The sequence below is a fragment of the Amycolatopsis deserti genome (assembly GCF_014653945.1).
In the GTDB taxonomy this organism is placed as follows: Bacteria; Actinomycetota; Actinomycetes; order Mycobacteriales; family Pseudonocardiaceae; genus Amycolatopsis_E; species Amycolatopsis_E deserti.
The window spans coordinates 142,786-162,653 of sequence record NZ_BNAU01000008.1; the positions used below are offsets into that span (position 1 = coordinate 142,786).

Sequence of the window (19,868 nt, forward strand, 5' to 3'; positions counted from 1 at the left end):
GCGGCGGTCACCGTGCCGGCTCGGCCCGCCCGCTCACCGCGGCCAGCGTGGCGCTCGCCCGGCGTACCGGGACCAGGCGGTGGCTCGGCAGCAGCCCCGCGACGAACGCGTAATCCTGCCGCAGCTCCTCGTCCGCCTCCCGCCACCAGGTGGCGATGTCGTGCCAGCCCGGCGCCGCCAGCGAGCCCCCGAACTGGCGCACCGACAGCGAAGCGCACAGCGTCGCGAACCGGACCCGTTCGGGCGTCGCCCATCCGGACAGCGTGCCCAGCACGAACGCCGCCGCGAACACATCGCCCGCGCCCGTCGTGTCGATCGCCTCCACCGGTAGCGCCGGGACCGACACCACCTCGCCGCTCGCCCGGTCCGCGGCCACCACACCGTCCGCGCCGCACGTGATCACCACCAGCGGCACGTGCCGGACCAGCTCGCGCAGCGCCGCCTCGACCGTTCGCTGCCCGGTCAGCGCCAGCGCCTCGTCCCGGTTCGGCAGGAACACGTCGCAGTGCCGCAGCTGGTCCAGCGCCTGCTCGCGGCACGCGGCCGACAGCTCCCACCCGATGTCGGCGAACACCAGCCCGCCCGACTCGCGCGCGAACCGCAGCCAGTTCTGCTCCTCGGTGCCCAGGTGGACGAAGTAGGCGCGCGCCCGCGGCGGCCGCCCGATCGCGGTGTCCAACGGCACCGGCCCGTCGTGGGCGTGGGTCACCATCGTCCGTTCCCCGTCCACCACCAGCGACACCGTCACCGGGGAATGCCAGCCGGGGAACCGCAGGGACCGTCCCAGGTCCACCCCCTCGTGAGCGGACAGCACCTCCCAGCAGTAGTCGCCGTAGGCGTCGGTGCCGAACATCGCGGCGAGCGAGGTCGACAGGCCGAGCCGGGACAGGGCCACCGCGAGGTTCGCGATCCCGCCCGGGCTCGACCCCATCCCCGGCGCGCGCACCTCCGTGCCCAGTGCGGGAAACCCGCGCAGCCCGGTCAGGACGACGTCGAAGAACACCGTGCCGGCGCAGAAGACGTCCACCGGCTCCGCAGCCATGCCCGTCATGGCGACGTCAGGACGCGCGCCGGGCCGAGGGCACCAGCAGCAGGTCGTCCCGCGTGATCGAGCGCGACTTCGTCAGCAGCTGCCCGTCGCGCACGACCAGGACGTCGTCGACCAGGCAGGTGGGCAGGAACGTCACCGAACCGTCCGCGTGCGTGAGGGTCACCAGCGCGTAGTACGACACCGTCACGGTGTCCTCGCCCGACGGCTCGATCAGCAGCTTGTCGAACCAGTGCCGGGGCACCACACCCTCGTGCTGGGCGAAGTTCGCCCGCAACGACTCCACGATCGCGGCGCGGCCCCGCACGTCGTCGTCGCGCGACGCGTGGTGCATCCGGCCGTCCTCGGTGAACGTCGCCGCGAACCCTTCGACGTCGGCGGAGTCGAGCAAGCGGATCTGCCGGGCGAAGAAGTGCTGCACCTCGGCGTAAACGCGGGCGCGGTCGGTGACATCGATGTGCGGCATGTGCCCTCCTGGCTCGGGAATCTCCGCCGAGCCTGGCCGCGCGGACTGGAGGTTCGCTGGAGGCGCGGTCGATGGGACCGCCCGGCGGCTGCAGCCTCCTTCGACCGCGATTCGACCACCCGCTGGGAACCTGCCTTGGTGTGGAAGGGATCCACCGGATCGGAGAGTGCCGTGACCGCCACTTCGGAACGCCTCGGGCAGATCGAACAGGTCGCCGAGGGCGTCTACGCCTACGTCCAGCCCGACGGCGGCTGGTGCGTCAACAACGCCGGGGTCGTCGTCTCCGGCGGGGAGTCCGCCGTCATCGACACCGCGGCGACCGAACGGCGCGCGCTGGGGCTCAGGGCCGCGGCGACGGGCGTGGGCGCGGACCGGCCGTCGGTGCTCGTCAACACCCACCACCACAGCGACCACACCTTCGGCAACGTGTTCTTCGCGCCGGAGACGCTGATCGTGGCGAACGAGCCGACCCGCGCCGGGATCATCGAGAACGGCCTGAACCTCCAGCAGCTGTGGCGCGACGTGGAGTGGGGCGCGGTCGGCGTGCGGCCCCCGGTCGTCACGTTCGAGGAGGCGCTGACCGTGCGGATCGGCGAACTGCGGCTGGAGCTGATCACCGTCGGCCCGGCGCACACGGTCGCCGACACCGTGGTGTGGATCCCGCAGCGGCGTGTGCTGTACACCGGTGACGTGGTGATGAGCGGGGTCACCCCGTTCACGCTGATGGGCTCGATCAGCGGGTCGGTCGCGGCGCTGGAGGCGTTGCGGCGCCTGGATCCCGCGGTCGTCGTGCCGGGCCACGGCCCGGTCGCCGGGCCCGAGGTCATCGACGCGAACCTGGCCTACTTCCACCGGATCCGCGACCTGGTCGCCGACGCCGCCGGCCGCACGCCCCTGGAGATCGCGGCCGCCGCCGGTGCCGGCCCGTTCGCCGGGTGGCTGGACAGCGAGCGCCTGGTGCCCAACATCCGCCGCGGCCTGGCCGAGGCCCAGGGACTCCCGCAAGGGGCGCCCCTGGACATCCTCGAAGCCTTCGGTGAGATGGTCACCTTCAACGGGGCGGCGCCTGCGTGCCACGCGTGAGCGGCGCCGAGTCGCGGGCGGCCAGGGTGGCGAAGAAGTCCGGCGCCACCTCGGTCAGCTCCTTCAGCTCGGCGAACCAGCCGAGCACCTCGGGTGAGCGCCGGTCGGCGGCGGCCTGGTGCGCGTCCAGGTCCCGCCACTCGGCGAGCATGTAGTACTTCTCGGCGTGGGTGTGCGACTGGAAGAACCGCAGGCGCACGAACCCGTCCTGCTCGCTCATGTAGGCCGCGATCAGGTCGATGATCTCCCGGAACCGCACCGGGTCCCCGATGACCGTGATGGGGTTGATCATCGTGGTGGTCGTGAACTCGCTCATCGGGCGTCCCCCTCCTCGTCGCGCAGCGCGGCCAGCACGGCGAGCTGACGGCGGTCCCGGGCGGCGACCCGCTGCTCGTAGCCGTCCGTGCCGTACGCGGTTTCGGTCTGGGCGATCAGCTCGGCGATGCCGTCGTCGTCCAGATCCGGCGTGCCCAGCTGCGACCAGCCCGCGGCGAGCCCGGCGCCGATGTGGCCGAACCACTGGCGGATACCGCCCGGCCCGCCCCCGAGGTGCAGCGCCTGGAACGGACCGACCACCGCCCAGCGCGGACCGAGCGAACCGGTGATCGCGTCGTCGATGTCGGCCGCGGTGGCCACGCCCTGCTGGATCAGGTGGATGCTTTCCCGCAGCAGGGCGGTCTGCAGCCGGTTCGCGATGAACCCGGCGATGGGCCGCCGCAGCACCACCGGCGTGCGGCCGAGCGCGGTGAGGAACTCGGTGGTCCGCCGGACGAGCTTCGGCTCGGTGTCCGGACCGCCCAGCACCTCTACCAGCGGGATGACGTGCGGCGGGTTGAACGGGTGCGCGATGAGGACCCGGCCCGGCTGGGCGAGCCGCGCGCCGATCGCGTCCGGGAGCAGCGTCGAAGTGGACGACAGCAGGAGCGCGTCCGCCGGTGCGGCCTGTTCCACCGCCGCGAACAGCTCCTGCTTGTCCGCCAGCCGTTCGCTGATGCTCTCCAGCACCACCTCCGCCCCGGTGACCGCTTCGGCGACGTCGGTCGTCACGGTCAGCCGGGCGAGCAGCGCGTCGGCGTCGGCGGCCAGCGCGGGCGCGTGCAGGCGGACCGCCGCGGTGACCGCATGCGCGGTCTCCGTCCGGCGCACCGCGACCCGGACCCGGTAGCCGGCGTCGGCTAGCAGGGCGGCCCAGCTCGCGCCGATGGTCCCGCCGCCGAGAACGGCGACGGCCGGGGAGTCATGCGTGCTCATCAACACTCCTTTGGTCGGTCGACTCTTCGAGAAGGTGCAGCCACGCCGCCGACGCCTTGTCGAAACGCAGCGCGACGTGACTGGAGGCGGTGTGCACGTCCCGCCAGAACCGTTGCAGCGGACGGCCCCGGGACTGCCCCGCGGTCCCGGCTGCGGTGACCAGCCGGTCCACGGCGCTGACGAGCAAGGAGGCGGCGAGCGCGCTGTCGCGCAGGCCGCGCGCCACCTCCGCCGGGCCGGCGCCGCCCCGGTCGGCGGTGACCGCCACGCGGTGCACCAGCAATTCCGCGGCGTCGGTCTCCCCGTCCGCGCGGGCCACGCCCACCGGGACCGGGGAACCGGGCCGCACCGTGCCGCGGAAGTCGTCGAAGGCGCCCCGCGCGGCGCCCAGCAGGGGAGCGGTGAACGTGAGCCCGCTGATCGCCCGCAGCGGGACCTCGAAAACCGGACCCGGGTTGCCGACGCTGTGGCCGGCGGCCGCGTCGGCGCTGCGGAACACCCGCTGCGGCGGCACGAGCACGTCGTCCAGGATCAGCGTGTGGCTCGCGGTGCCGCGCATGCCGACGGTGTGCCAGCTGTCCGCGGTCGTGAAGTCGGCGCGCGGCACCGCGACGAACACCGGGTCCCCGTCGTCCGGGCGGGTGCAGGCCAGCGCCCAGTCCGCCGTGTCGATCCCGCTGGTGTAGGGCCAGTGCCCGCTGACGCGCCAGCCCTCCGGCGTCGACCTGGCCCGGCCACCGGGCACCAGCGCCGCGGCGACGAGGACGTCCGGTCCCTTGTCCCACAGTTCGGCCTGCCCGTCCTCGGGCAGGTATGCGCCGAGCCGGGCGGAGTAGGCGAACAACGAGGCGAGCCACGCGGCGGACGTGTCGCCCCGGCCCACTTCGGCGACGGCGCGGGTCAGGTCGGCGAAGCCGCCTTCCGCGCCGCCCCAGCGGGCGGGCACGAGGTGGCGCGCGAACCCGGCCGCCACCACGGCTTCCACTGTCTCCGGGCCGACCGTGCGGTGGTCGTCGGCGTGGCCGGAGTGACGCGCGGCGACGGAGCGGGCGTGCGCGGCGTCGAGGACGTGCGGGTCGGCTGCCATCCGCGTCTCCCTGGTGTGATCGGGGTTCCGCTACGGCGGAACCGGGCATGCCCAGGGTGGTGGCGGCGGCTGGAGACCGGGTCGAGCGGCGATCGCGCCCGGGGTCAGCCCAGCTCTGAGTCAGCTGAGTTCTGAGTCAGCTGAGTTCGGGGGCGTCCCGGAAGACGAGTTCCGGCCAGGTCGCCGCGGCGCCGGACAGCGCGGTGACGCCGGGGGCGGCGAGCCCGTCCAGGATCACGTCGAGGAACCGCAGCTGCAGCGCGGCGGCCCGGGCCGCGTCGATGCTCGGCGCCGAGCGCAGCTGCGTCAGCAGCAGGTAGATGTCGGCGGAGGTGACGCCCTCGCGCAGCGCGCCCTGCCGGTGCGCGGCGTCGACCAGCGCGTCCATCTCGGCGCGCAGCGCCGCCACCGCCTCGCCGATCTCCCCGCCCGCGGCGGAATTGCCGATCAGCACGAACAACGAGCACGAGCGCGCCTCGACCATGCACCGCATGAACCGGCGCAGCGCCGACCAGCCGTCCGGCTCCTCCTCCCGCGCCGCGCGCGCCTCCTCGGTGGCGCGCCGCATCGCGCCGAGGCACATCTCCCGCAGCAGGTCGGTCTTGCTGGGGTAGCGGCGGTAGATGCTGCCCATGCCGACCCCGGCCCTGGCGGCCACCGCGGAGACCGGAGCGTCCCACCCGTGCTCGATGAACACGTCGCGGGCCGCGGCGAGCACGGTCACGTCGTTGCGTTCCGCCTCGGCGCGACGGCCACCGGCGGAGGGTTTGCGAGCCACGGTTGCCACGGTGCGGAGTCTACAGGAGCGGATCGTTCCGTTCGATCGACAAGCAGCTATCGGAACGGTATGCTCCGCTCCGATCAGTCCCCGTTCAAGGAGCCTTCCGTGACCTCGGAACCCAGCACGTCGTCCCCACCAGCACCGGCCCGCCAGGCGACCGGCCTGATCCTCGCCGTGTGCTGCGCCGCGCAGTTCATGGTCGTGCTCGACGTGTCGATCGTGAACGTCGCGCTGCCCACCATCCGCACCAGCCTGGGCTTCGACGCGCCCGGCCTGCAGTGGGTGGTCAACGCCTACACGATCGCGTTCGCCGGGTTCCTGCTCCTCGGCGGCAGGCTCGCCGACCTGTTCGGCAGGCGGCGCACGTTCCTCACCGGCATCGCCGTGTTCACCGTGGCCAGTCTCCTGGGCGGGCTCGCGAACTCCGCGACCCTGCTCGTCATCGCCCGCGCGATCCAGGGTCTGGGCGCTGCCGTGGTCGCGCCGGCGACCCTCACCGTGCTGGCCACGACGTTCACCACCCCGGAGACCCGGGCGCGGGCCTTCGGCATCTGGGGCGGGGTGGTCGGCGCCGGTGGCGCGGTCGGGTCGCTGGCCGGCGGTCTGCTGACGGGCCTGCTGTCGTGGCGGTGGATCCTGTTCATCAACGTCCCGATCGGCGTGGTGCTGCTCGTGCTCGCGGCCCGCGTGGTGTCCGATGTGGACACCGGACGGCGCGGGCGCACGCTCGACCTGTGGGGCGGCCTGTCCGCGACGGTCGGCGTGATGGCCCTCGTCTACGGCATCGTCGGCACCGAGGCCCACGGCTGGGCCTCGGCGCACACGCTCGTCGCGCTCGGCGGCGGCGTGGTGGTCCTCGCCTTCTTCGTGCTCGACCAGGCGCGGCTGGCCAAGGACCCGTTGCTGCCGCTGGACATCTTCCGGCACCGCAACGTGGTGGCCGCGAACCTCGTCGTGTTCGCCAGCGGGGCGGCGCTGTTCGCGATGTTCTACTTCCTCACGCTGTTCCTCCAGCAGGTGCTCGGGTACGGGCCGGTCGCGGCCGGGCTGGCCTACCTGCCGCTGGCCGCGGCCCTGACGGTGTCGGCGCGCGGATCGGCGAAGCTGCTGCCGAAATGGGGGCCGCGGACGCTGCTGCTGGGCGGGCTCGCGCTGACCGCGGTCGGGCTGGGCTGGCTGGCGCTGCTGACCACCGCGTCGACGTTCGCCGGGGGAGTGCTCGGACCGACCATCGTGGTGGGCATCGGGCAGGGCGCGGTGATGGCCTCGGCGACGATGGCCGGTACCGCGGGCCTGCCGATGAACCAGGCCGGCCTGGCGTCCGGGCTGATCAACGCGACGCGTCAGCTCGGTGGCGCGATCGGCCTGGCCGCACTGGCCGCCGTCGCCTCGGGCGCGCGGAGCCCGGAGTCCGGATACGTGCTGGCACTGGCCATCGCGGCGATCATCGCGGTGGTGGCGCTCGCCGCCGCGGCGGCCGCTCCGGGGAAGCCGCGGTCCGCGGCCGGGTGATGCTGGGGGTCGTGGGGCGCCCGGCGCCCCACGCACCGCGAAAGATGAAGGGGTGCCTCGTTCGTGGAACGGGGCACCGCTTCTCGGCAAGCGGTTCAGCGAGCCCAGGCGGACGGCTGTTCCATCCACAGCGGCAGCTGCTCACCGGCCTCGACCGCGACCGGGAGCGTGTTGCCCGGCGGGGGCAGTGCGCACGTGGTGTACGGCGAGAACCCGCACGGCCCGTTGACCGAGCGGTTGAAGTCCAGATCGAACTCGAACGCGCCCCCGTTCGCGCTCGCCGGCCGCGGCGCGAACACCAGCCGTGCCCCGGCGAACGTGGTGACCCCGCTGGTGCGGTCCCGGAAGGGGATGTGCAGCTCGTGTTCCGGCCCGGCGTAGACCTCGAGCGTGTGTTCCCCGTCGGCCAGCTCGAACACCACGCGCCCGAAGATCCCCAGGTCCTTGACCTTGTTCTCCACCACCGACCGCAGCACCACCGGGCGACGGCCCTCGTAGGGCTCGTACCGCGCCGGGACGATCCACTTCGGATCGAACGGGTAGGTCGGGATCCCCAGCTCGAGCCGCCTGCTCGCCACGTACGGGTCGCGCGGCTGGATCCCCAGCTGCGCCGGCTGGGACGTCTGCGCGGGGAAGAGCACCGGGCTGATCACCACCTCACCGTGGCGCACCGGCCGGATGTTGCGCGGGCGTGCGACGTCGAAGACCTCGGTGACCCCGTCGACCGGCCGGTCGTCCAGCACCAGGCCGTCCCCGGCGGCGGCGCGCACCAGGATCCGCCGCGAGTCCTCGACCCACCACGAGCCGGGCACCTCGTCGAAGCTTTCGGGGCGGTCGCCGAGCCAGTACAGCCCGACGGGGGAGAGCAGGCCGTAGGGCGCGCTCAGGAAGTCCAGCCAGGCGCGGCGGAACTCGGTCCACTCGGCGTGCAGGCGCGCGGCGGACCGCGCTGTCCCGGCCGCGGGCAGATCAGACACGGCTTGCCTCCACGTTCTGCTTGGCCAGCTTCAGGGTGGCCAGGCTGTTGGTGCCCAGTGCCGCACGCACCTTCTGGCGCGCCGACGCGAGAGTGACCTCCGGCCCCAGTACCTCGGTGACCTTCTCCGGCCGGAGGACGACGGTGTGCCGCGAGGTGGCCTCGACACCGTCGCCGGTCTCGGTGAACCGCCACCGTCCGGTGTGGGCGGACATGATCGGCGGCACCGTGGTCTGCTTGTAGACGATGCTCTCGCCGGGGAAGCACACGCGGACCGACTTGGTGGTGTGCACCGAGCCGTCGGCCGAGCGGGTGTCCATGTCGATCGTCTGCACGCCGGCGGTGTCCTCGCTGAACGCCAGCCGGGCGACGTGGGGCAGGCGCTGGTCCCACAGGTCCGCCCGGTACACGAAGTCGTAGACCTCGGCCAGCGATCCGCGCACGGTCACCGAGTCTTCGAACGAGAACACCAGATCCGCGCGCCGCGCGCCGAGCTCGGCCGCCGCGCGCAGGGCGTCCAGCTCGGCCCCGGTGTTGCGGTCGATGGCCGCGGTGACCCAGTCGACGTGGGCGGGATCGTCGTTCTCGACGGAGAAGTCGTGCCGGAACTCGACCAGTGTCGTGCCGTCGCCGGCGTCGCCGATGAGCCACTCGCCGCCCATGGCGAGCACCGGCGGCGAGCTGACCTCCTGGCGGAAGGCGACGCGCAGCGCGACCGGGTCCAGCTCCCGCCGCGAGGTCCAGTCACGCACCTCGCCGTTGGCGAAGGCCCAGATCCGCAGCAGCTCGGTGTGGTCGTCGCCGTCGAGTTTCTCGACGTGCACGGTGGGGGAGAAGGTGTGCGGCCAGCCGGAGGTGTCCGCGACCAGGTCGTAGACCACCCGCGGTGGCGCCGCGATCGCCACCGTGTGGTGGGTGTGGTGGAGTGCCGGTGTCGGCATCGTTGCTCCCTTGGTGTCGTGAATCAGTAGTTGCCCAGCCCGCCGCACACGTTGAGCGCCTGCGCCGTGATGGAGGCGGCCACGTCGGAGACGAGGTAGCCGACCAGGCCGGCGACCTCCTCGGCGGTGGAATAGCGGCCGAGCGGGATCTTGGCCTGGAACTTCTCGAGAACGTCGTCTTCGGACACCTCCCAGTGCGCGGCGTAACCCTGGCGGACCCGTTGCGCCAGCGGCGTTTCCACGTAACCCGGGCACACCGCGTTGACCGTGATGCCGGTCTTGGCCAGCTCCAGGCCGACCGCCTTGGTGAAGCCCACGACGCCGTGCTTGGACGCGGAGTACGGCGCCCCCAGCACCACGCCCTGCTTGCCGCCGGTCGAGGCGATGTTGACGATGCGGCCGGCCGGCCCATCCAGCAGCCGCCCGGTGGTCAGGACCTCCTTGGTCACGCGGAACACGCTGGTGAGGTTGGTGTCGATGACGTCCAGCCACAGCTCGTCGGCGATGGTGGCGGTCTCGCCTCCACCGTTGCGCCCGGCGTTGTTGACCAGCACGTCGATCCGGCCGTACCGCTCCGTGGCGGCGGTGACCGCGCGGCGGATGTCCTCGACCGAGGTCACGTCCGCGGCGGTGCCGGAGACCTCCAGCCCCTCTCCACGCAACTTCTCCACGACGGTCGCGACGTTGTGCGCGTCGCGGGCGACTCCGAACACGGAGACACCCCGCTCCGCCAGTGTCCGGGTGACGGCGAGGCCGATGCCGCTGGTCGCGCCGGTCACGAAGGCCACCTTCGGGGAATAGCTCACTGTTTCCAGCTCCTTCGGGGAATGACGATGTGCGCCTCAGCGTGTGCCCGCCGGGTACAGGCTGTCTGGAGTCGCTCTCGAAGCCGTCGCCGCCTTCGGGATCGCCTCCAGCAGCTCGCGCGTGTAGTCGTGGCCCGGGTTCGCGAACAGGGCTTCGGTGGCGCCCGTTTCGACGATCCGGCCGCGGCGCATCACGGCGACCCGGTCGCACAGCTGGCGCACCACGGCGAGGTCGTGGGAGATGAACACGTACGCCAGGCCGAACTCGGCGCGCAGCTCGGCCAGCAGGTCGAGGATCGCGCTCTGCACGGTGACGTCCAGTGCGGACACCGGTTCGTCGCACACCAGCAGCCGCGGCTCGAGTGCCAGCGCCCGGGCGATCGCCACCCGCTGCCGCTGCCCGCCGGACAACTCGCCGGGCCTGCGGGTGAGCAGGTCGCGCGGCAACCGGACCAGGTCGAACAGCTCGGCCACCCGGGCTCGCCGGGACCGGCGGTCGCCGATCCCGAACGCGCGCAACGGTTCGGCGACACTGCGTCCAACGCTGAACCGCGGGTCCAGCGCGGTGTAGGGGCTCTGCTGGATCAGCTGCACCGTCCGGCGCAGCGCACGCAGACGGCCCCCGCTCGCTGTCGCCGTGTCCGTCCCGTCGAGCACCACCCGGCCCGCCGACGGGCGGTCCAGGCACGCGATCAGGCGCGCCACGGTGGATTTCCCGGAACCGGACTCGCCGACCAGGCCGAGGGCCTGTCCCGGGGCGACCGCCAGGGTCACCCCGTCCACCGCGGGCGCCTCTTGACCGGGGAAGGTGCGGCGCAGCTGATCCACCTCGACGATCGGGTGCGTGCGGTCCGCGGCGGGTGGTTCGGGCGCCCGGCCGCCGGGGACGCTCGCGACCAGCGCCCGCGTGTAGTCGTGCCCCGGGCGGCTGAGGATCAGCTCCGCCGGGCCGGACTCCACGATCTCGCCCGTGCGCATCACGAGCACCCGGTCCGCCCGCTCCGCGGCGACGGCGAGGTCGTGGGTGATGAGCAGCACCGCGATGCCCAGCTCCCGGCTCAGGCCGCCCAGGTGGTCGAGGATCACCCGCTGCACGGTCACGTCCAGCGCGCTGGTCGGCTCGTCGGCGACGATCAGCGCGGGCTCGGCGGCCAGGGCGATCGCGATCAGCACCCGCTGCCGCATCCCGCCGGAGAGCTCGTGCGGGTAGCGCCGGGCGAGTTTCGCCGCGTCCGGCAGGCCGGCCGTGGTCAGCAGCTTCACCGCGTCCGCCGCGGCCCGTTCCCCGGCCGCGAGGCGGTGGATCCGGCGCACCTCGGCGACCTGTTCACCGATCCGCTTGACCGGGTTGAGGTAGGCGCCGGGGTCCTGCGGGACGAGGGCGACCCGGGAGCCGCGCAGCTGCCGCATGCGCGACTCCGCCGCCCGCGTCAGCTCCTCGTCCCCGAGGGAGATCGTCCCGCCGGTGATCCGGCCGCCCGAGGGCAGCAACCGCAGCACGGCGTGCGCGACGGTGCTCTTGCCGGACCCCGACTCGCCCACCAGCGCGACGGTTTCGCCGCGGGCGACGGTGAAGTCCACGCCCCGCACGACCTCGGCGGCGCCGTAGGCGACGCGCAGACCGTCCACACGCAACAGCGTCACCAGGACTCCCGTCGCCGTTGTTCCAGTGCCCGGGCCAGGCGGTTGGTGGACAGCACCACCACCGCGATCACCAGCCCGGGGAAAGTCGTGAGCCACCACGCCGCGCGCAGGTAGTCGCGGCCGCCCGCCACCAGCGCGCCCCACTCCGGGGTCGGCGGCGCGGCACCGAAGCCGAGGAAGCTCAGCGCCGACACGGTCAGCAGGATCGAGCCGATGTCCAGTGCCGCCAGCGACAGCACCGGGCCGGCCGAGTTCGGCAGCACGTGCGTCACCAGCACACCCGGACCGCGCACGCCACCGCCGCGGGCCGCGGTGACGAAGTCGGCGTGGCGCACCGTGAGCACCTCGGCCCGGGTCACCCGCGCGAAGTTCGCGACGCTCACCACGCCCACCGCGACCGCGACCTGCAGCACGCCGAACCCCAGCGCGGTCACCAGCGCGAGGGCCAGCAGCAGGCCGGGGATCGCGAGCAGCACGTCCATCAACCGCATCAACGCGCCGTCGACCCAGCCGCCGGCGTATCCGGCGAGCGCGCCGATCAGCGCGCCCGCGACCAGCGCGACTCCGACCGCGACCACGGTCGCGCTGAGCGAGAGCGCCGCGCCGTGCACGACCCGCGCGTAGAGGTCGCGACCGAGGTAGTCGGTGCCGAACCAGTGCTCGGCGCTGGGCGGCCGAAGCCGCTGCGCGACCACGCCCTGGACCGGGTCCTGCGCGGTGAACAGCCCCGGCGCCAGCGCCCACGCGACCACCACCAGCAGCACCAGAACCGACAGGACCAGACCGGGCTGCCGCGCGAGCGCGCGCAGCCGGGACCGGGACCGGGACGGGGCGAGGGCGGTCACCGGGACCTCACCACCGGGCGGACGCGCGGGTCCAGCAGCGGGTAGATCGCCTCCACCACGAGGCTGACCACGACGTAGACCACCGCGGCGAGCACGACCAGGCCCAGCACGACGGGCAGGTCCTGGTTGGACACCGCGTCCACGGTGACCGCGCCGAGCGCGTGGCGCCCGAACACGGTCTCCACCACGACGGCGCCGCCGAGCAGGTTGCCGACCAGGATCCCGGTGATCGTCACCGCGGGCAGGCTCGCGTTGCGCAGCGCGTGGCGGAACAGGATCCACGTCCGGCTCGCGCCCTTGGCCTGCGCCAGCTGGACGTAGGGCTGGGCCAGGGTCTCCCGCAGGCTCCGGCCCAGCACCTGCGCGATGATCGCCGCCGTGGGCACCGCGAGCGTGATCGCGGGCAGCACCAGGCTCGCGAACCCGTCGCCACCGGTCGCGGGGAACAGCGACCAGTGGAACGCCAGCAGCTGCAACAACAGCAGGCCCAGCCAGAACGACGGGATCGACACGCCCGCCGCCGGCACCGACTCCAGGAGCTGGCGGAGGAACCCGTTGCGGGCCAGGCCGGCGAGCAGGGCGAGCGTGACACCACCGGCCAGCGCCAGCAGCAACGCGAACGCGGCCAGGCCCGCGGTCTGCGGCAGGGCACCCAGCACCAGGCCGCGCACCGGTTCCCCGGTCTGCACCGAGACGCCGAAGTCGCCCGTGACCGCCCGGCCCAGCAGCGTCAGGTACTGCTCCCACAGCGGCCGGTCGAAGCCGTAAGCGCTGCGCAGCTGCGCGGCCTGCGCCGGGTCGATCACGGCCGTGTCCCCACCCGCCTTCTGCGCGAGCATCAGCGTGACCGGGTCGCTGGGCAGCAGGTACAGCGCGACGAACGCGCCGGTGAACGCCGCCCACACGACGAACACCGCCTGACCGGCGCGGCGCAGCGCTTTCGCGAGACCACCGGGCATGTCAGGACAGCCAGGCGTCGTAGAACGAGACGCCCGAGGTCGCGGTGAACCCGATCCCGTGCACCTTGTCGCTGACCCCGATGACCAGCGCCTGCTCGTTGACCGGGATGACGTGCGCGTCCTCCACCAGGCTCCGCTGGGCGTCGGCCGCGGCCCGCTGCCGCACCTGCGGGTCCAGCGATCCGGCCTGCGTGGCCAGCGCCGCCTTGAGCGCGTCCGCGCCGGTCAGCTGCGCGCGGCCGAACAGGGTGCGCAGCACGTCCGGATCGGCGCGGGTCGAGTTGAGCAGGAAGAAGTCGAAGTTGCCCGCGGCGAACTGGGACTGCAGCTCGGAGATCTGCAGCTGCCGCAGGGTCAGTTCGATGCCGACGGTCTTCAGTTGTTGCTGGATCAGCTCCAGGCTCTGCGGCCTGCCGAAGATCACGTCCAGGCTCAGCCGGGCGCCGTCGCGGACGCGGATGCCGTCCGGTCCGGGCCGCCAGCCCGCCGCGTCCAGCAGCGCCTTCGCGCCGTCGGGGTCGTAGGCCAGTGCCGCGCCGAGGTCGGTGTAGCCGGGCGTGGTGGAGGACAGCACGCTGGTGGCCGCACGGTACCGCGGGCTGAGGAACGTCGAGATCACCTCGGGGCGGTTGACGGCCTTCTGCAGCGCCTGCCGGACGGTCTTGTCCTGCAGCACCGGGCGCCGCTCGTTGGGGTAGAGACTCAGCACGACGCCCGGGTTGTTGTGGCTGAGCAGGGTGAACCCGTTGCCGTCGAACTGCGGCTCGTCCTGCGGCGCGATGTTGCTGCTCACGTCGAGCTGGCCCGAGGACAGGCTGCCGGTGCGGGTGGCGGCCTCGGGCAGCACCTTGATCTCGACGCGGTCCAGGTAGGCGTCGCCGGTGTGCTGCCACGACGGCGGGCCCCACGCGTAGCCCTGGCGTTTGGACAGCACGATCTCCTGCTTGGCGGTGTAGGAGGTCAGCACGAACGGGCCGGTGCCCACGATCTTGCCCGCGCAGCGCTCGGCCGCGGGCACCGCGAGCGAGCCGCGCGACAGGACGGCCAGCGCCGGGGTCGAGGTGGCCTGGAGGAACTGCGCGTTGGGCGCGCCGAACGTGACGACCACGGTGTGCGGGTCGGGCGCGGTGACCGCGGTGACGCCGGCCAGGTTGGCGCCGGAGTTGCTGGCGGTGGCGCCCAGTTTCGTGATCCCGTCCAGGTTGTCCTTGACCACGCTCGCGTCCAGGGCGGAGCCGTCGCTGAAAGTCACCCCGTCCCGCAGGTGGAACGTGAAGGTCTTCGCGTCCGGACCGACCTCCCAGGACGAGGCGAGCGACGGCACGATGTCCCCCGAGCGCGGGTCCTGGTAGGTCAGCGACTCCAGGACCTCGAGGTTGGGGCCTTCACCGGCCTGCTGGGGGTCGAGGCACGAGGGCGTGTAGTCCAGTCCGAAGCGGAGCGTCCCGCCCGGACGCGGGGTGCCCGCGTCGCCCGTGCTGCCCGGCGAGCCCGCCGAGCACGCGGCCACGGCCGAGGCCGCGGCGACCGCCAGCACCAGCGCGCCGGTGCGCCTGCGCACGATGTTTCGCATGTGTCCTGTCCTTCGTTGTGCGCGGCCTGTCAAGAGCCGGCTGGGTGGTCCTGGCTGCCGAGCCTGGGTTCGGCCGGTCGAAAATCGCTGGAGTCTGGCTGGTGGCGGGGCGCCGGGTCCCACTCCACGGGCACGGCGGTCAGCTCGGCGACGGCGCACGACCAGCTGAACCCCGCGCCGACCCCGGCGAACAGCAGCCGCTGGCCGGGCCGGGCGCGCCCGGAGAGCACGAGCTGTTCCAGCCCGGCGAACTGGTCGCCCGCGCCGAGGTGCCCGATCGTGCGGCCCCACGGCCAGGTGGTGGCGTCCAGGTCGATGTCCCAGGCCTTGAGATACCCGGCCGTCAGGCGGCGCAGGCCGAAGTGCGGCAGCACGAACCAGTCGATGTCGGACAGGTCGGCCTCGGCGTCCTTCAGCGCGGTGGTCAGCGCCTCCCGCTGGCCCTCCACGACCTTGCGCACCGCGGCGCCGACCCCGGCCGAGGCCAGGTAGTCGCGTTTGAGGACCTCGAGGTCCATCGGGGCGCGCACGCTGAAGGGCATGCGGCCGAACGGGTCGTTCCCGCGGTGCATCCGTTCCAGGGTCGGGTCGGACACCGTCGCGACGCTGCGCACCACCGCGAAACCGCCGTGGTTGGTCAGGACCGCCGCGGTGCCGCCGTCGCCGTAGACGGTGCCGGGATCGCTGCGCCACCGGTCGAACCCGGGCAGGCCGAAGGTGTCGCCGGTGGTCACCAGCGCGGCGGCCGGCGACTCGTGCCCGCGCAGCACATGGGCCGCCAGCTCGAGACCGGCCATCCCGCCGTTGGACAGTTGCCGGATCTCCACCGCGGGGCACCGGCTCCCGCCCACGGCGTCCTGCACGTGCGAGGCCGGGGCCCACAGGTCGTGGCCCTGGTAGTGCACGTCGGCGTGCAGCACGATGCGCAGGTCCTCCGGTGGCACGCCGGATCGGCGCATCGCCCGCACCGCGGCCTCGGCGGCCAGCTCGGCGGCCGAAGCGGTTTCGGACACCGACACCGACACGATCCCGGTCTGCTCGGCGACGCGCCGGTCGCACTGCCCGGACGCGAGGGCGTCCGCGGTGTGCACGCGGTCCGGCAGCGCGCTCGCCACCGCGGCGATGTGGAGTTCTTCGGTCCGCACTGGTTCTTCCCCGTCTCTCGCGGCGGCAGCCGCCGGCCGCACTCGTTCGTGGCGAAAACGGCCGGCGGCTCGTGGCGGACCGGGTCGGCCGCCCTGCCAGGCGATGGCGGATCGCGCGGCACCGCTGGCCCGGTCATGGTCGGGCCGCTCGCTGGAATCGGGGTGGAACGCGCGCTGATCCGTTTCCTGCCCGGGCTCCAGCGAATCGCCAGCGGCGCCGGGCAGCATCCGTTCACCGGGAAGGAAAACGGAGGTGGCCATGACGCGATCGGTCGTCCTGCTGGTACCGGGCCAGGGCGCGCAACACCCGGGGATGGCGGTGGATCTCTACCACACGCACGACGGTTTCCGCGCGGCCGTGGACGAGGTTTTCGCGCTGTGGGGCGGTGAAGGCGCGCGGATCCGGGCGGACTGGCTCGGCCCGGACCCGGAGATCGAACTGGACGACCTGCGCCGCTCGCAGCCGCTGCTGTTCGCGATCGGCTACGCGCTGGCCACCGCGCTGCGGGGCGAGGGGATCGAGCCCGTGGCACTGGCCGGGCACAGCGTCGGCGAGGTCGTCGCCGCGGTGGTCGCCGGGGTCTTCCGGCTGCACGACGCCGCCGAGGTGCTGGCCGAGCGGGTGGCACAACTGGCGGACGGGCCACCGGGCGGGATGCTCGCCGTCGCCGCCTCGGTCGCCGAGGTCATCCCGTACCTGGACGCGGAAGTGCACGTGGGTGCGGTCAACGCGGCCCGGCAGATCATGCTCGCCGGCCCGTCCGCGCCGCTGGCGAACACCGCACGGCGGCTGCGTGCGGCCGAGATCACCGTCCGCCCGGTGCGTACGCGCAATCCCTTCCACAGCCCCGTTCTCCAGCCCTACGCCGACAAAGCTCTGCCCACGTTGCGGCGGCTCCCGCTCGCCCCGCCGAAACTGCCGGTCTACTCCGGGTACACCGGGAAGCTCCTGACCGCGGCCGAAGCGACCGATCCCGCCTTCTGGGCCGCCCAGCCCGCGCGGCCGGTGTACTTCGCCGACGCGCTCGCCGCGGCGGCGGAGTCCGGCAGGCACCTGTTCGTGGAAACCGGTCCCGGCCAGGGCCTGACGGCACTGGCCCGCCGCCACCCCGCGGTCACCGCCGCCGGTTCCCGCGCCGTGGCTCTGCTCCCGGCACGGGCCGGGGGCGACGCCGCGCAGTTCACCAGCACGGTCGCGGAGATCTTCGCGGCCGCCACCCCGACCAGTGAGGCAGTCCTGCCATGACCAGACGAGCAGTCATCACCGGGATCGGAGCCGTCGCACCCGGCGGCATCGGCGTCCCGGCCTACTGGAAACAGCTCACCGACGGCGTGTCCGCGACCGCGCCGATCTCGTTGTTCGACGCGTCGCCGTACCGGTCGCGGATCGCGGCCGAAGTCGATTTCGACCCGGCCGGTGCGGGGCTCAGCCCGCGGGAGATCCGCCGTCTCGACCGCGCCGCCCAGTTCGCCGTCGTCGCCGCGCGGGAGGCGGTCGAGGACAGCGGGCTGGAAACCGGCGCGCTGCCCGGCGAGCGGACCGGCGTCGCGCTGGGCACCGCGGTCGGCTGCACCACCGCGATGGAACGCGAATACGTGGTGCTCTCCGACGGTGGCCGCGACTGGCTGGTCGACCCGGACTACGCCGTGCGCGAGCTCTACGACCACTTCGTGCCCAGCTCGATGGCCGTCGAGCTGGCCCGGCTGACCGGCGCGCGCGGGCCGGTGTCGGTGGTCTCCGACGGGTGCACCTCGGGCCTGGACGCGGTCGGGCACGCGCTCGACCTGATCCGCGAGGGCAGCGCCGACGTCGTGGTCACCGGCGGCACCGACGCGCCGATCTCCCCGATCACCCTGGCCTGTTTCGACGCGATCAAGGCGACCTCGCCGCGCAACGACGCCGCCGAGCACGCCTCCCGCCCGTTCGACCGCACCCGCAACGGGCTGGTGCTCGGGGAGGGGGCGGCGATCCTGGTGGTCGAGGAAGCCGAGCACGCCCGTCGCCGTGGCGCCCGGATCTACGCGGAGGTCTCCGGTTTCGCCAGCCGGTGCAACGCCTACCACATGACCGGGCTGCGCACCGACGGTGTGGAGATGGCCGAGGCGATCCGGCTCGCGCTCGACGAGGCCCGGCTGGCGCCGTCGGACGTGCACTACGTCAACGCGCACGGCTCCAGCACCAAGCAGAACGACCGCCACGAGACGGCCGCGTTCAAGCGCAGCCTCGGCGAGCACGCCTACCGCGTGCCGGTCAGCTCGATCAAGTCGATGATCGGGCACTCGCTGGGCGCCATCGGGGCCCTCGAACTCGCCGCGTGCGCGCTGGCGATCGAGCACGACGTCGTCCCGCCCACGGCGAACCTGCACGAGCCCGACCCCGACTGCGACCTGGACTACGTCCCGCTGGTCGCGCGTGAGCAGACCGTCGACACCGTCTTGAGCGTCGGCAGCGGATTCGGCGGCTTCCAGAGCGCCGTGGTGCTCACCGCGCCGGAAAGGACGGCGGCATGACCAGCGCGGTCGTCACCGGCATCGGCGTCGTCGCGCCGACCGGCATCGGCACGGAGGAGTACTGGCGCGCCACGGCCGCGGGGGAGTCGGCGATCGGCCCGATCACGCGGTTCGACCCGGCGCCCTACCCGGTGAGCCTGGCGGGCGAGGTGCCCGGGTTCGTCCCGGAGGAGCACGTGCCGTCCCGGCTGCTCCCGCAGACCGACCACGGGACCCGGCTCTCCCTGGCCGCCGCCGCGGAAGCGCTTTCCGGCAGCGGCCTCACCGCCGCCGAGGCGCCCGAGTTCGGCATCGGCATCGCCACCGCGTCGTCGATGGGCGGGTTCGAGTTCGGGCAGCGCGAGCTGCAGCACCTGTGGCAGCTGGGTGCTCAGCACGTGAGCGCCTACCAGTCGTTCGCGTGGTTCTACGCGGTCAACACCGGTCAGATCTCGATCCGCCACGGCCTGCGCGGGCCCGGAGCCACGATCGTCGCCGACCAGGCGGGCGGCCTCGACGCGCTCGGCGTGGCCCGGCGGCAGATCCGCAAGGGCACGGCGGCCGTCGTCACCGGGGGAGTGGACAGCGCCCTGTGCCCGCTCGGTCTGGCCGGGCAGCTCAGCACCGGCGATCTCAGCGGCGCGGGCGACCCGGACCTGGCGTACCTGCCGTTCACCCGGGAGGCCGGCGGTCACGTGCCCGCCGAGGGCGGTGCCATCCTCGTGGTGGAGGACGCCGAGTTCGCGCGCGAGCGGGGCGCCCAGGTGCTCGGCGAGATCGCCGGGTACGCGGCCACCTTCGATCCGGACCCCCGCGACCCGGCCGCGGACGGGCTGTTGCGCGCGGCGCGGCAGGCCATCACCGACGCGGGGCTCGAACCCGGCGACGTCGATGTGGTCTTCGCCGACGCCGCCGGCCGCCCCGCGGCCGACCGGCGCGAAGCCGCGGCGATCACCGCGCTGTTCGGCGCCGGCGGAATCCCGGTCACCGCACCGAAAACCGGCACCGGACGGCTCTACGCGGGAGCCGGTGGTCTGGACACCGCCACCGCCCTGCTGAGCCTGCGCGACCAGACGATCCCGCCCACCGTGCACGTCCGTGCCACCGACCCGGCCCACGAGATCGACCTCGTCCTCGGCCGGGCCCGTCCCGCCGCGCTGACCACGGCGCTCGTCCTGGCCCGCGGTCGTGGCGGATTCAACGCGGCGCTGGTCGTGCGCGCACCCCGGCCCGGAAAACCCAACCACACCAAGGAGTAGCA

The 19,868-nt window shown here is 73.4% G+C and carries 19 protein-coding genes; 5 read left to right on the forward strand and 14 right to left on the reverse strand.

Features of this window, described 5'->3' with window-relative positions; translation table 11 throughout:
• Positions 1-7: 7 nt before the first annotated feature.
• Both IE290_RS29910 and IE290_RS29915 read right to left on the reverse strand, forming a co-directional pair.
• On the reverse strand, positions 8-1,042 hold the full coding sequence (locus tag IE290_RS29910; RefSeq protein ID WP_191248039.1) for a carbohydrate kinase family protein: 1,035 nt from the start codon (positions 1,040-1,042) through the stop codon (positions 8-10).
• Between the two features lie 16 nt (positions 1,043-1,058).
• Positions 1,059-1,514, reverse strand: coding sequence for a nuclear transport factor 2 family protein (locus IE290_RS29915; RefSeq protein ID WP_191248040.1), 456 nt, complete (start codon positions 1,512-1,514; stop codon positions 1,059-1,061).
• 171 nt (positions 1,515-1,685) lie between these two features.
• On the opposite strand from IE290_RS29915, the gene IE290_RS29920 reads away from it, so the two are divergent.
• Positions 1,686-2,597 carry an MBL fold metallo-hydrolase gene (locus tag IE290_RS29920; RefSeq protein WP_229874795.1) on the forward strand — a complete coding sequence of 304 codons (912 nt, stop codon included), beginning with the start codon at positions 1,686-1,688 and terminating at the stop codon, positions 2,595-2,597.
• On the opposite strand, the gene IE290_RS29925 is transcribed toward IE290_RS29920, so the two are convergent.
• From IE290_RS29925 to IE290_RS29940, 4 genes are all read right to left on the reverse strand, one after another.
• Positions 2,566-2,913 carry an antibiotic biosynthesis monooxygenase family protein gene (locus IE290_RS29925; protein ID WP_191248041.1) on the reverse strand — a complete coding sequence of 116 codons (348 nt, stop codon included), beginning with the start codon at positions 2,911-2,913 and terminating at the stop codon, positions 2,566-2,568. The genes IE290_RS29920 and IE290_RS29925 overlap by 32 nt on opposite strands.
• The gene (locus IE290_RS29930) at positions 2,910-3,848 is read right to left on the reverse strand and encodes a 3-hydroxyacyl-CoA dehydrogenase NAD-binding domain-containing protein (RefSeq protein ID WP_191248042.1); all 939 of its coding nucleotides are present in this window, start codon (positions 3,846-3,848) and stop codon (positions 2,910-2,912) included. The genes IE290_RS29925 and IE290_RS29930 overlap by 4 nt, the downstream gene beginning before the upstream one ends.
• Positions 3,835-4,935, reverse strand: a complete 1,101-nt coding sequence (locus IE290_RS29935; RefSeq protein WP_191248043.1) for an acyl-CoA dehydrogenase family protein — start codon at positions 4,933-4,935, stop codon at positions 3,835-3,837. The genes IE290_RS29930 and IE290_RS29935 overlap by 14 nt, the downstream gene beginning before the upstream one ends.
• Positions 4,936-5,071: 136 nt before the next feature.
• A complete protein-coding gene (locus IE290_RS29940) occupies positions 5,072-5,722 on the reverse strand; it encodes a TetR/AcrR family transcriptional regulator (RefSeq protein ID WP_191248044.1) in 651 nt (216 codons plus the stop codon).
• A gap of 99 nt (positions 5,723-5,821) precedes the next feature.
• Between IE290_RS29940 and IE290_RS29945 the strand changes: the two genes are divergently transcribed.
• Positions 5,822-7,228 carry an MFS transporter gene (locus IE290_RS29945; protein ID WP_229874796.1) on the forward strand — a complete coding sequence of 469 codons (1,407 nt, stop codon included), beginning with the start codon at positions 5,822-5,824 and terminating at the stop codon, positions 7,226-7,228.
• 95 nt (positions 7,229-7,323) lie between these two features.
• Here IE290_RS29945 and IE290_RS29950 read toward each other — a convergent pair whose 3' ends face one another.
• The 8 genes from IE290_RS29950 to IE290_RS29985 are packed head-to-tail and all read right to left on the reverse strand — an operon-like array spanning position 7,324 to position 16,117.
• Complete coding sequence (locus tag IE290_RS29950; protein WP_191248046.1) at positions 7,324-8,205, reverse strand: DUF1684 domain-containing protein; 882 nt, start codon at positions 8,203-8,205, stop codon at positions 7,324-7,326.
• A complete protein-coding gene (locus tag IE290_RS29955) occupies positions 8,198-9,145 on the reverse strand; it encodes an aromatase/cyclase (RefSeq protein WP_191248047.1) in 948 nt (315 codons plus the stop codon). The genes IE290_RS29950 and IE290_RS29955 overlap by 8 nt, the downstream gene beginning before the upstream one ends.
• A 23-nt stretch (positions 9,146-9,168) precedes the next feature.
• Positions 9,169-9,951 (reverse strand): SDR family NAD(P)-dependent oxidoreductase, encoded by a 783-nt coding sequence (locus IE290_RS29960; protein ID WP_229874797.1) that lies wholly within the window; start codon positions 9,949-9,951, stop codon positions 9,169-9,171.
• A gap of 36 nt (positions 9,952-9,987) precedes the next feature.
• Positions 9,988-11,598, reverse strand: a complete 1,611-nt coding sequence (locus tag IE290_RS29965) for a dipeptide ABC transporter ATP-binding protein (RefSeq protein ID WP_191248244.1) — start codon at positions 11,596-11,598, stop codon at positions 9,988-9,990.
• Positions 11,592-12,440 (reverse strand): ABC transporter permease, encoded by an 849-nt coding sequence (locus IE290_RS29970; protein WP_191248048.1) that lies wholly within the window; start codon positions 12,438-12,440, stop codon positions 11,592-11,594. Before IE290_RS29970 ends, IE290_RS29965 begins: the two co-directional genes overlap by 7 nt.
• Complete coding sequence (locus tag IE290_RS29975; protein WP_191248049.1) at positions 12,437-13,399, reverse strand: ABC transporter permease; 963 nt, start codon at positions 13,397-13,399, stop codon at positions 12,437-12,439. The genes IE290_RS29970 and IE290_RS29975 overlap by 4 nt, the downstream gene beginning before the upstream one ends.
• Position 13,400: 1 nt before the next feature.
• Entirely contained in the window at positions 13,401-14,972 is a 1,572-nt protein-coding gene (locus IE290_RS29980) for an ABC transporter substrate-binding protein (protein ID WP_191248050.1), read from the reverse strand.
• A 29-nt stretch (positions 14,973-15,001) separates the two neighbouring features.
• Positions 15,002-16,117 carry a ketoacyl-ACP synthase III family protein gene (locus IE290_RS29985; protein WP_229874799.1) on the reverse strand — a complete coding sequence of 372 codons (1,116 nt, stop codon included), beginning with the start codon at positions 16,115-16,117 and terminating at the stop codon, positions 15,002-15,004.
• A gap of 259 nt (positions 16,118-16,376) precedes the next feature.
• Here IE290_RS29985 and IE290_RS29990 point away from each other — a divergent pair, with 259 nt between their 5' ends.
• Genes IE290_RS29990 through IE290_RS30000 form a run of 3 tightly spaced genes read left to right on the forward strand, consistent with a single transcriptional unit; the run spans position 16,377 to position 19,866 of the window.
• The gene (locus IE290_RS29990; RefSeq protein ID WP_191248051.1) at positions 16,377-17,363 is read left to right on the forward strand and encodes an acyltransferase domain-containing protein; all 987 of its coding nucleotides are present in this window, start codon (positions 16,377-16,379) and stop codon (positions 17,361-17,363) included.
• Positions 17,360-18,628 carry a beta-ketoacyl-[acyl-carrier-protein] synthase family protein gene (locus IE290_RS29995; RefSeq protein WP_191248052.1) on the forward strand — a complete coding sequence of 423 codons (1,269 nt, stop codon included), beginning with the start codon at positions 17,360-17,362 and terminating at the stop codon, positions 18,626-18,628. The genes IE290_RS29990 and IE290_RS29995 overlap by 4 nt, the downstream gene beginning before the upstream one ends.
• Positions 18,625-19,866 (forward strand): ketosynthase chain-length factor, encoded by a 1,242-nt coding sequence (locus IE290_RS30000; RefSeq protein ID WP_191248053.1) that lies wholly within the window; start codon positions 18,625-18,627, stop codon positions 19,864-19,866. Before IE290_RS29995 ends, IE290_RS30000 begins: the two co-directional genes overlap by 4 nt.
• Positions 19,867-19,868 lie beyond the last annotated feature (2 nt).

Bases quoted from the DNA above. Each gene is read 5' to 3' on its own strand.
- IE290_RS29975 (WP_191248049.1), bottom strand. From the start codon at position 13,399: ATGCCCGGTGGTCTCGCGAAAGCGCTGCGCCGCGCCGGTCAGGCGGTG.
- IE290_RS29925 (WP_191248041.1), bottom strand. From the start codon at position 2,913: ATGAGCGAGTTCACGACCACCACGATGATCAACCCCATCACGGTCATC.
- IE290_RS29980 (WP_191248050.1), bottom strand. From the start codon at position 14,972: ATGCGAAACATCGTGCGCAGGCGCACCGGCGCGCTGGTGCTGGCGGTC.
- IE290_RS29935 (WP_191248043.1), bottom strand. From the start codon at position 4,935: ATGGCAGCCGACCCGCACGTCCTCGACGCCGCGCACGCCCGCTCCGTC.
- IE290_RS29995 (WP_191248052.1), top strand. From the start codon at position 17,360: ATGACCAGACGAGCAGTCATCACCGGGATCGGAGCCGTCGCACCCGGC.
- IE290_RS29955 (WP_191248047.1), bottom strand. From the start codon at position 9,145: ATGCCGACACCGGCACTCCACCACACCCACCACACGGTGGCGATCGCG.
- IE290_RS29910 (WP_191248039.1), bottom strand. From the start codon at position 1,042: ATGGCTGCGGAGCCGGTGGACGTCTTCTGCGCCGGCACGGTGTTCTTC.
- IE290_RS29990 (WP_191248051.1), top strand. From the start codon at position 16,377: ATGACGCGATCGGTCGTCCTGCTGGTACCGGGCCAGGGCGCGCAACAC.
- IE290_RS29930 (WP_191248042.1), bottom strand. From the start codon at position 3,848: ATGAGCACGCATGACTCCCCGGCCGTCGCCGTTCTCGGCGGCGGGACC.
- IE290_RS29915 (WP_191248040.1), bottom strand. From the start codon at position 1,514: ATGCCGCACATCGATGTCACCGACCGCGCCCGCGTTTACGCCGAGGTG.
- IE290_RS30000 (WP_191248053.1), top strand. From the start codon at position 18,625: ATGACCAGCGCGGTCGTCACCGGCATCGGCGTCGTCGCGCCGACCGGC.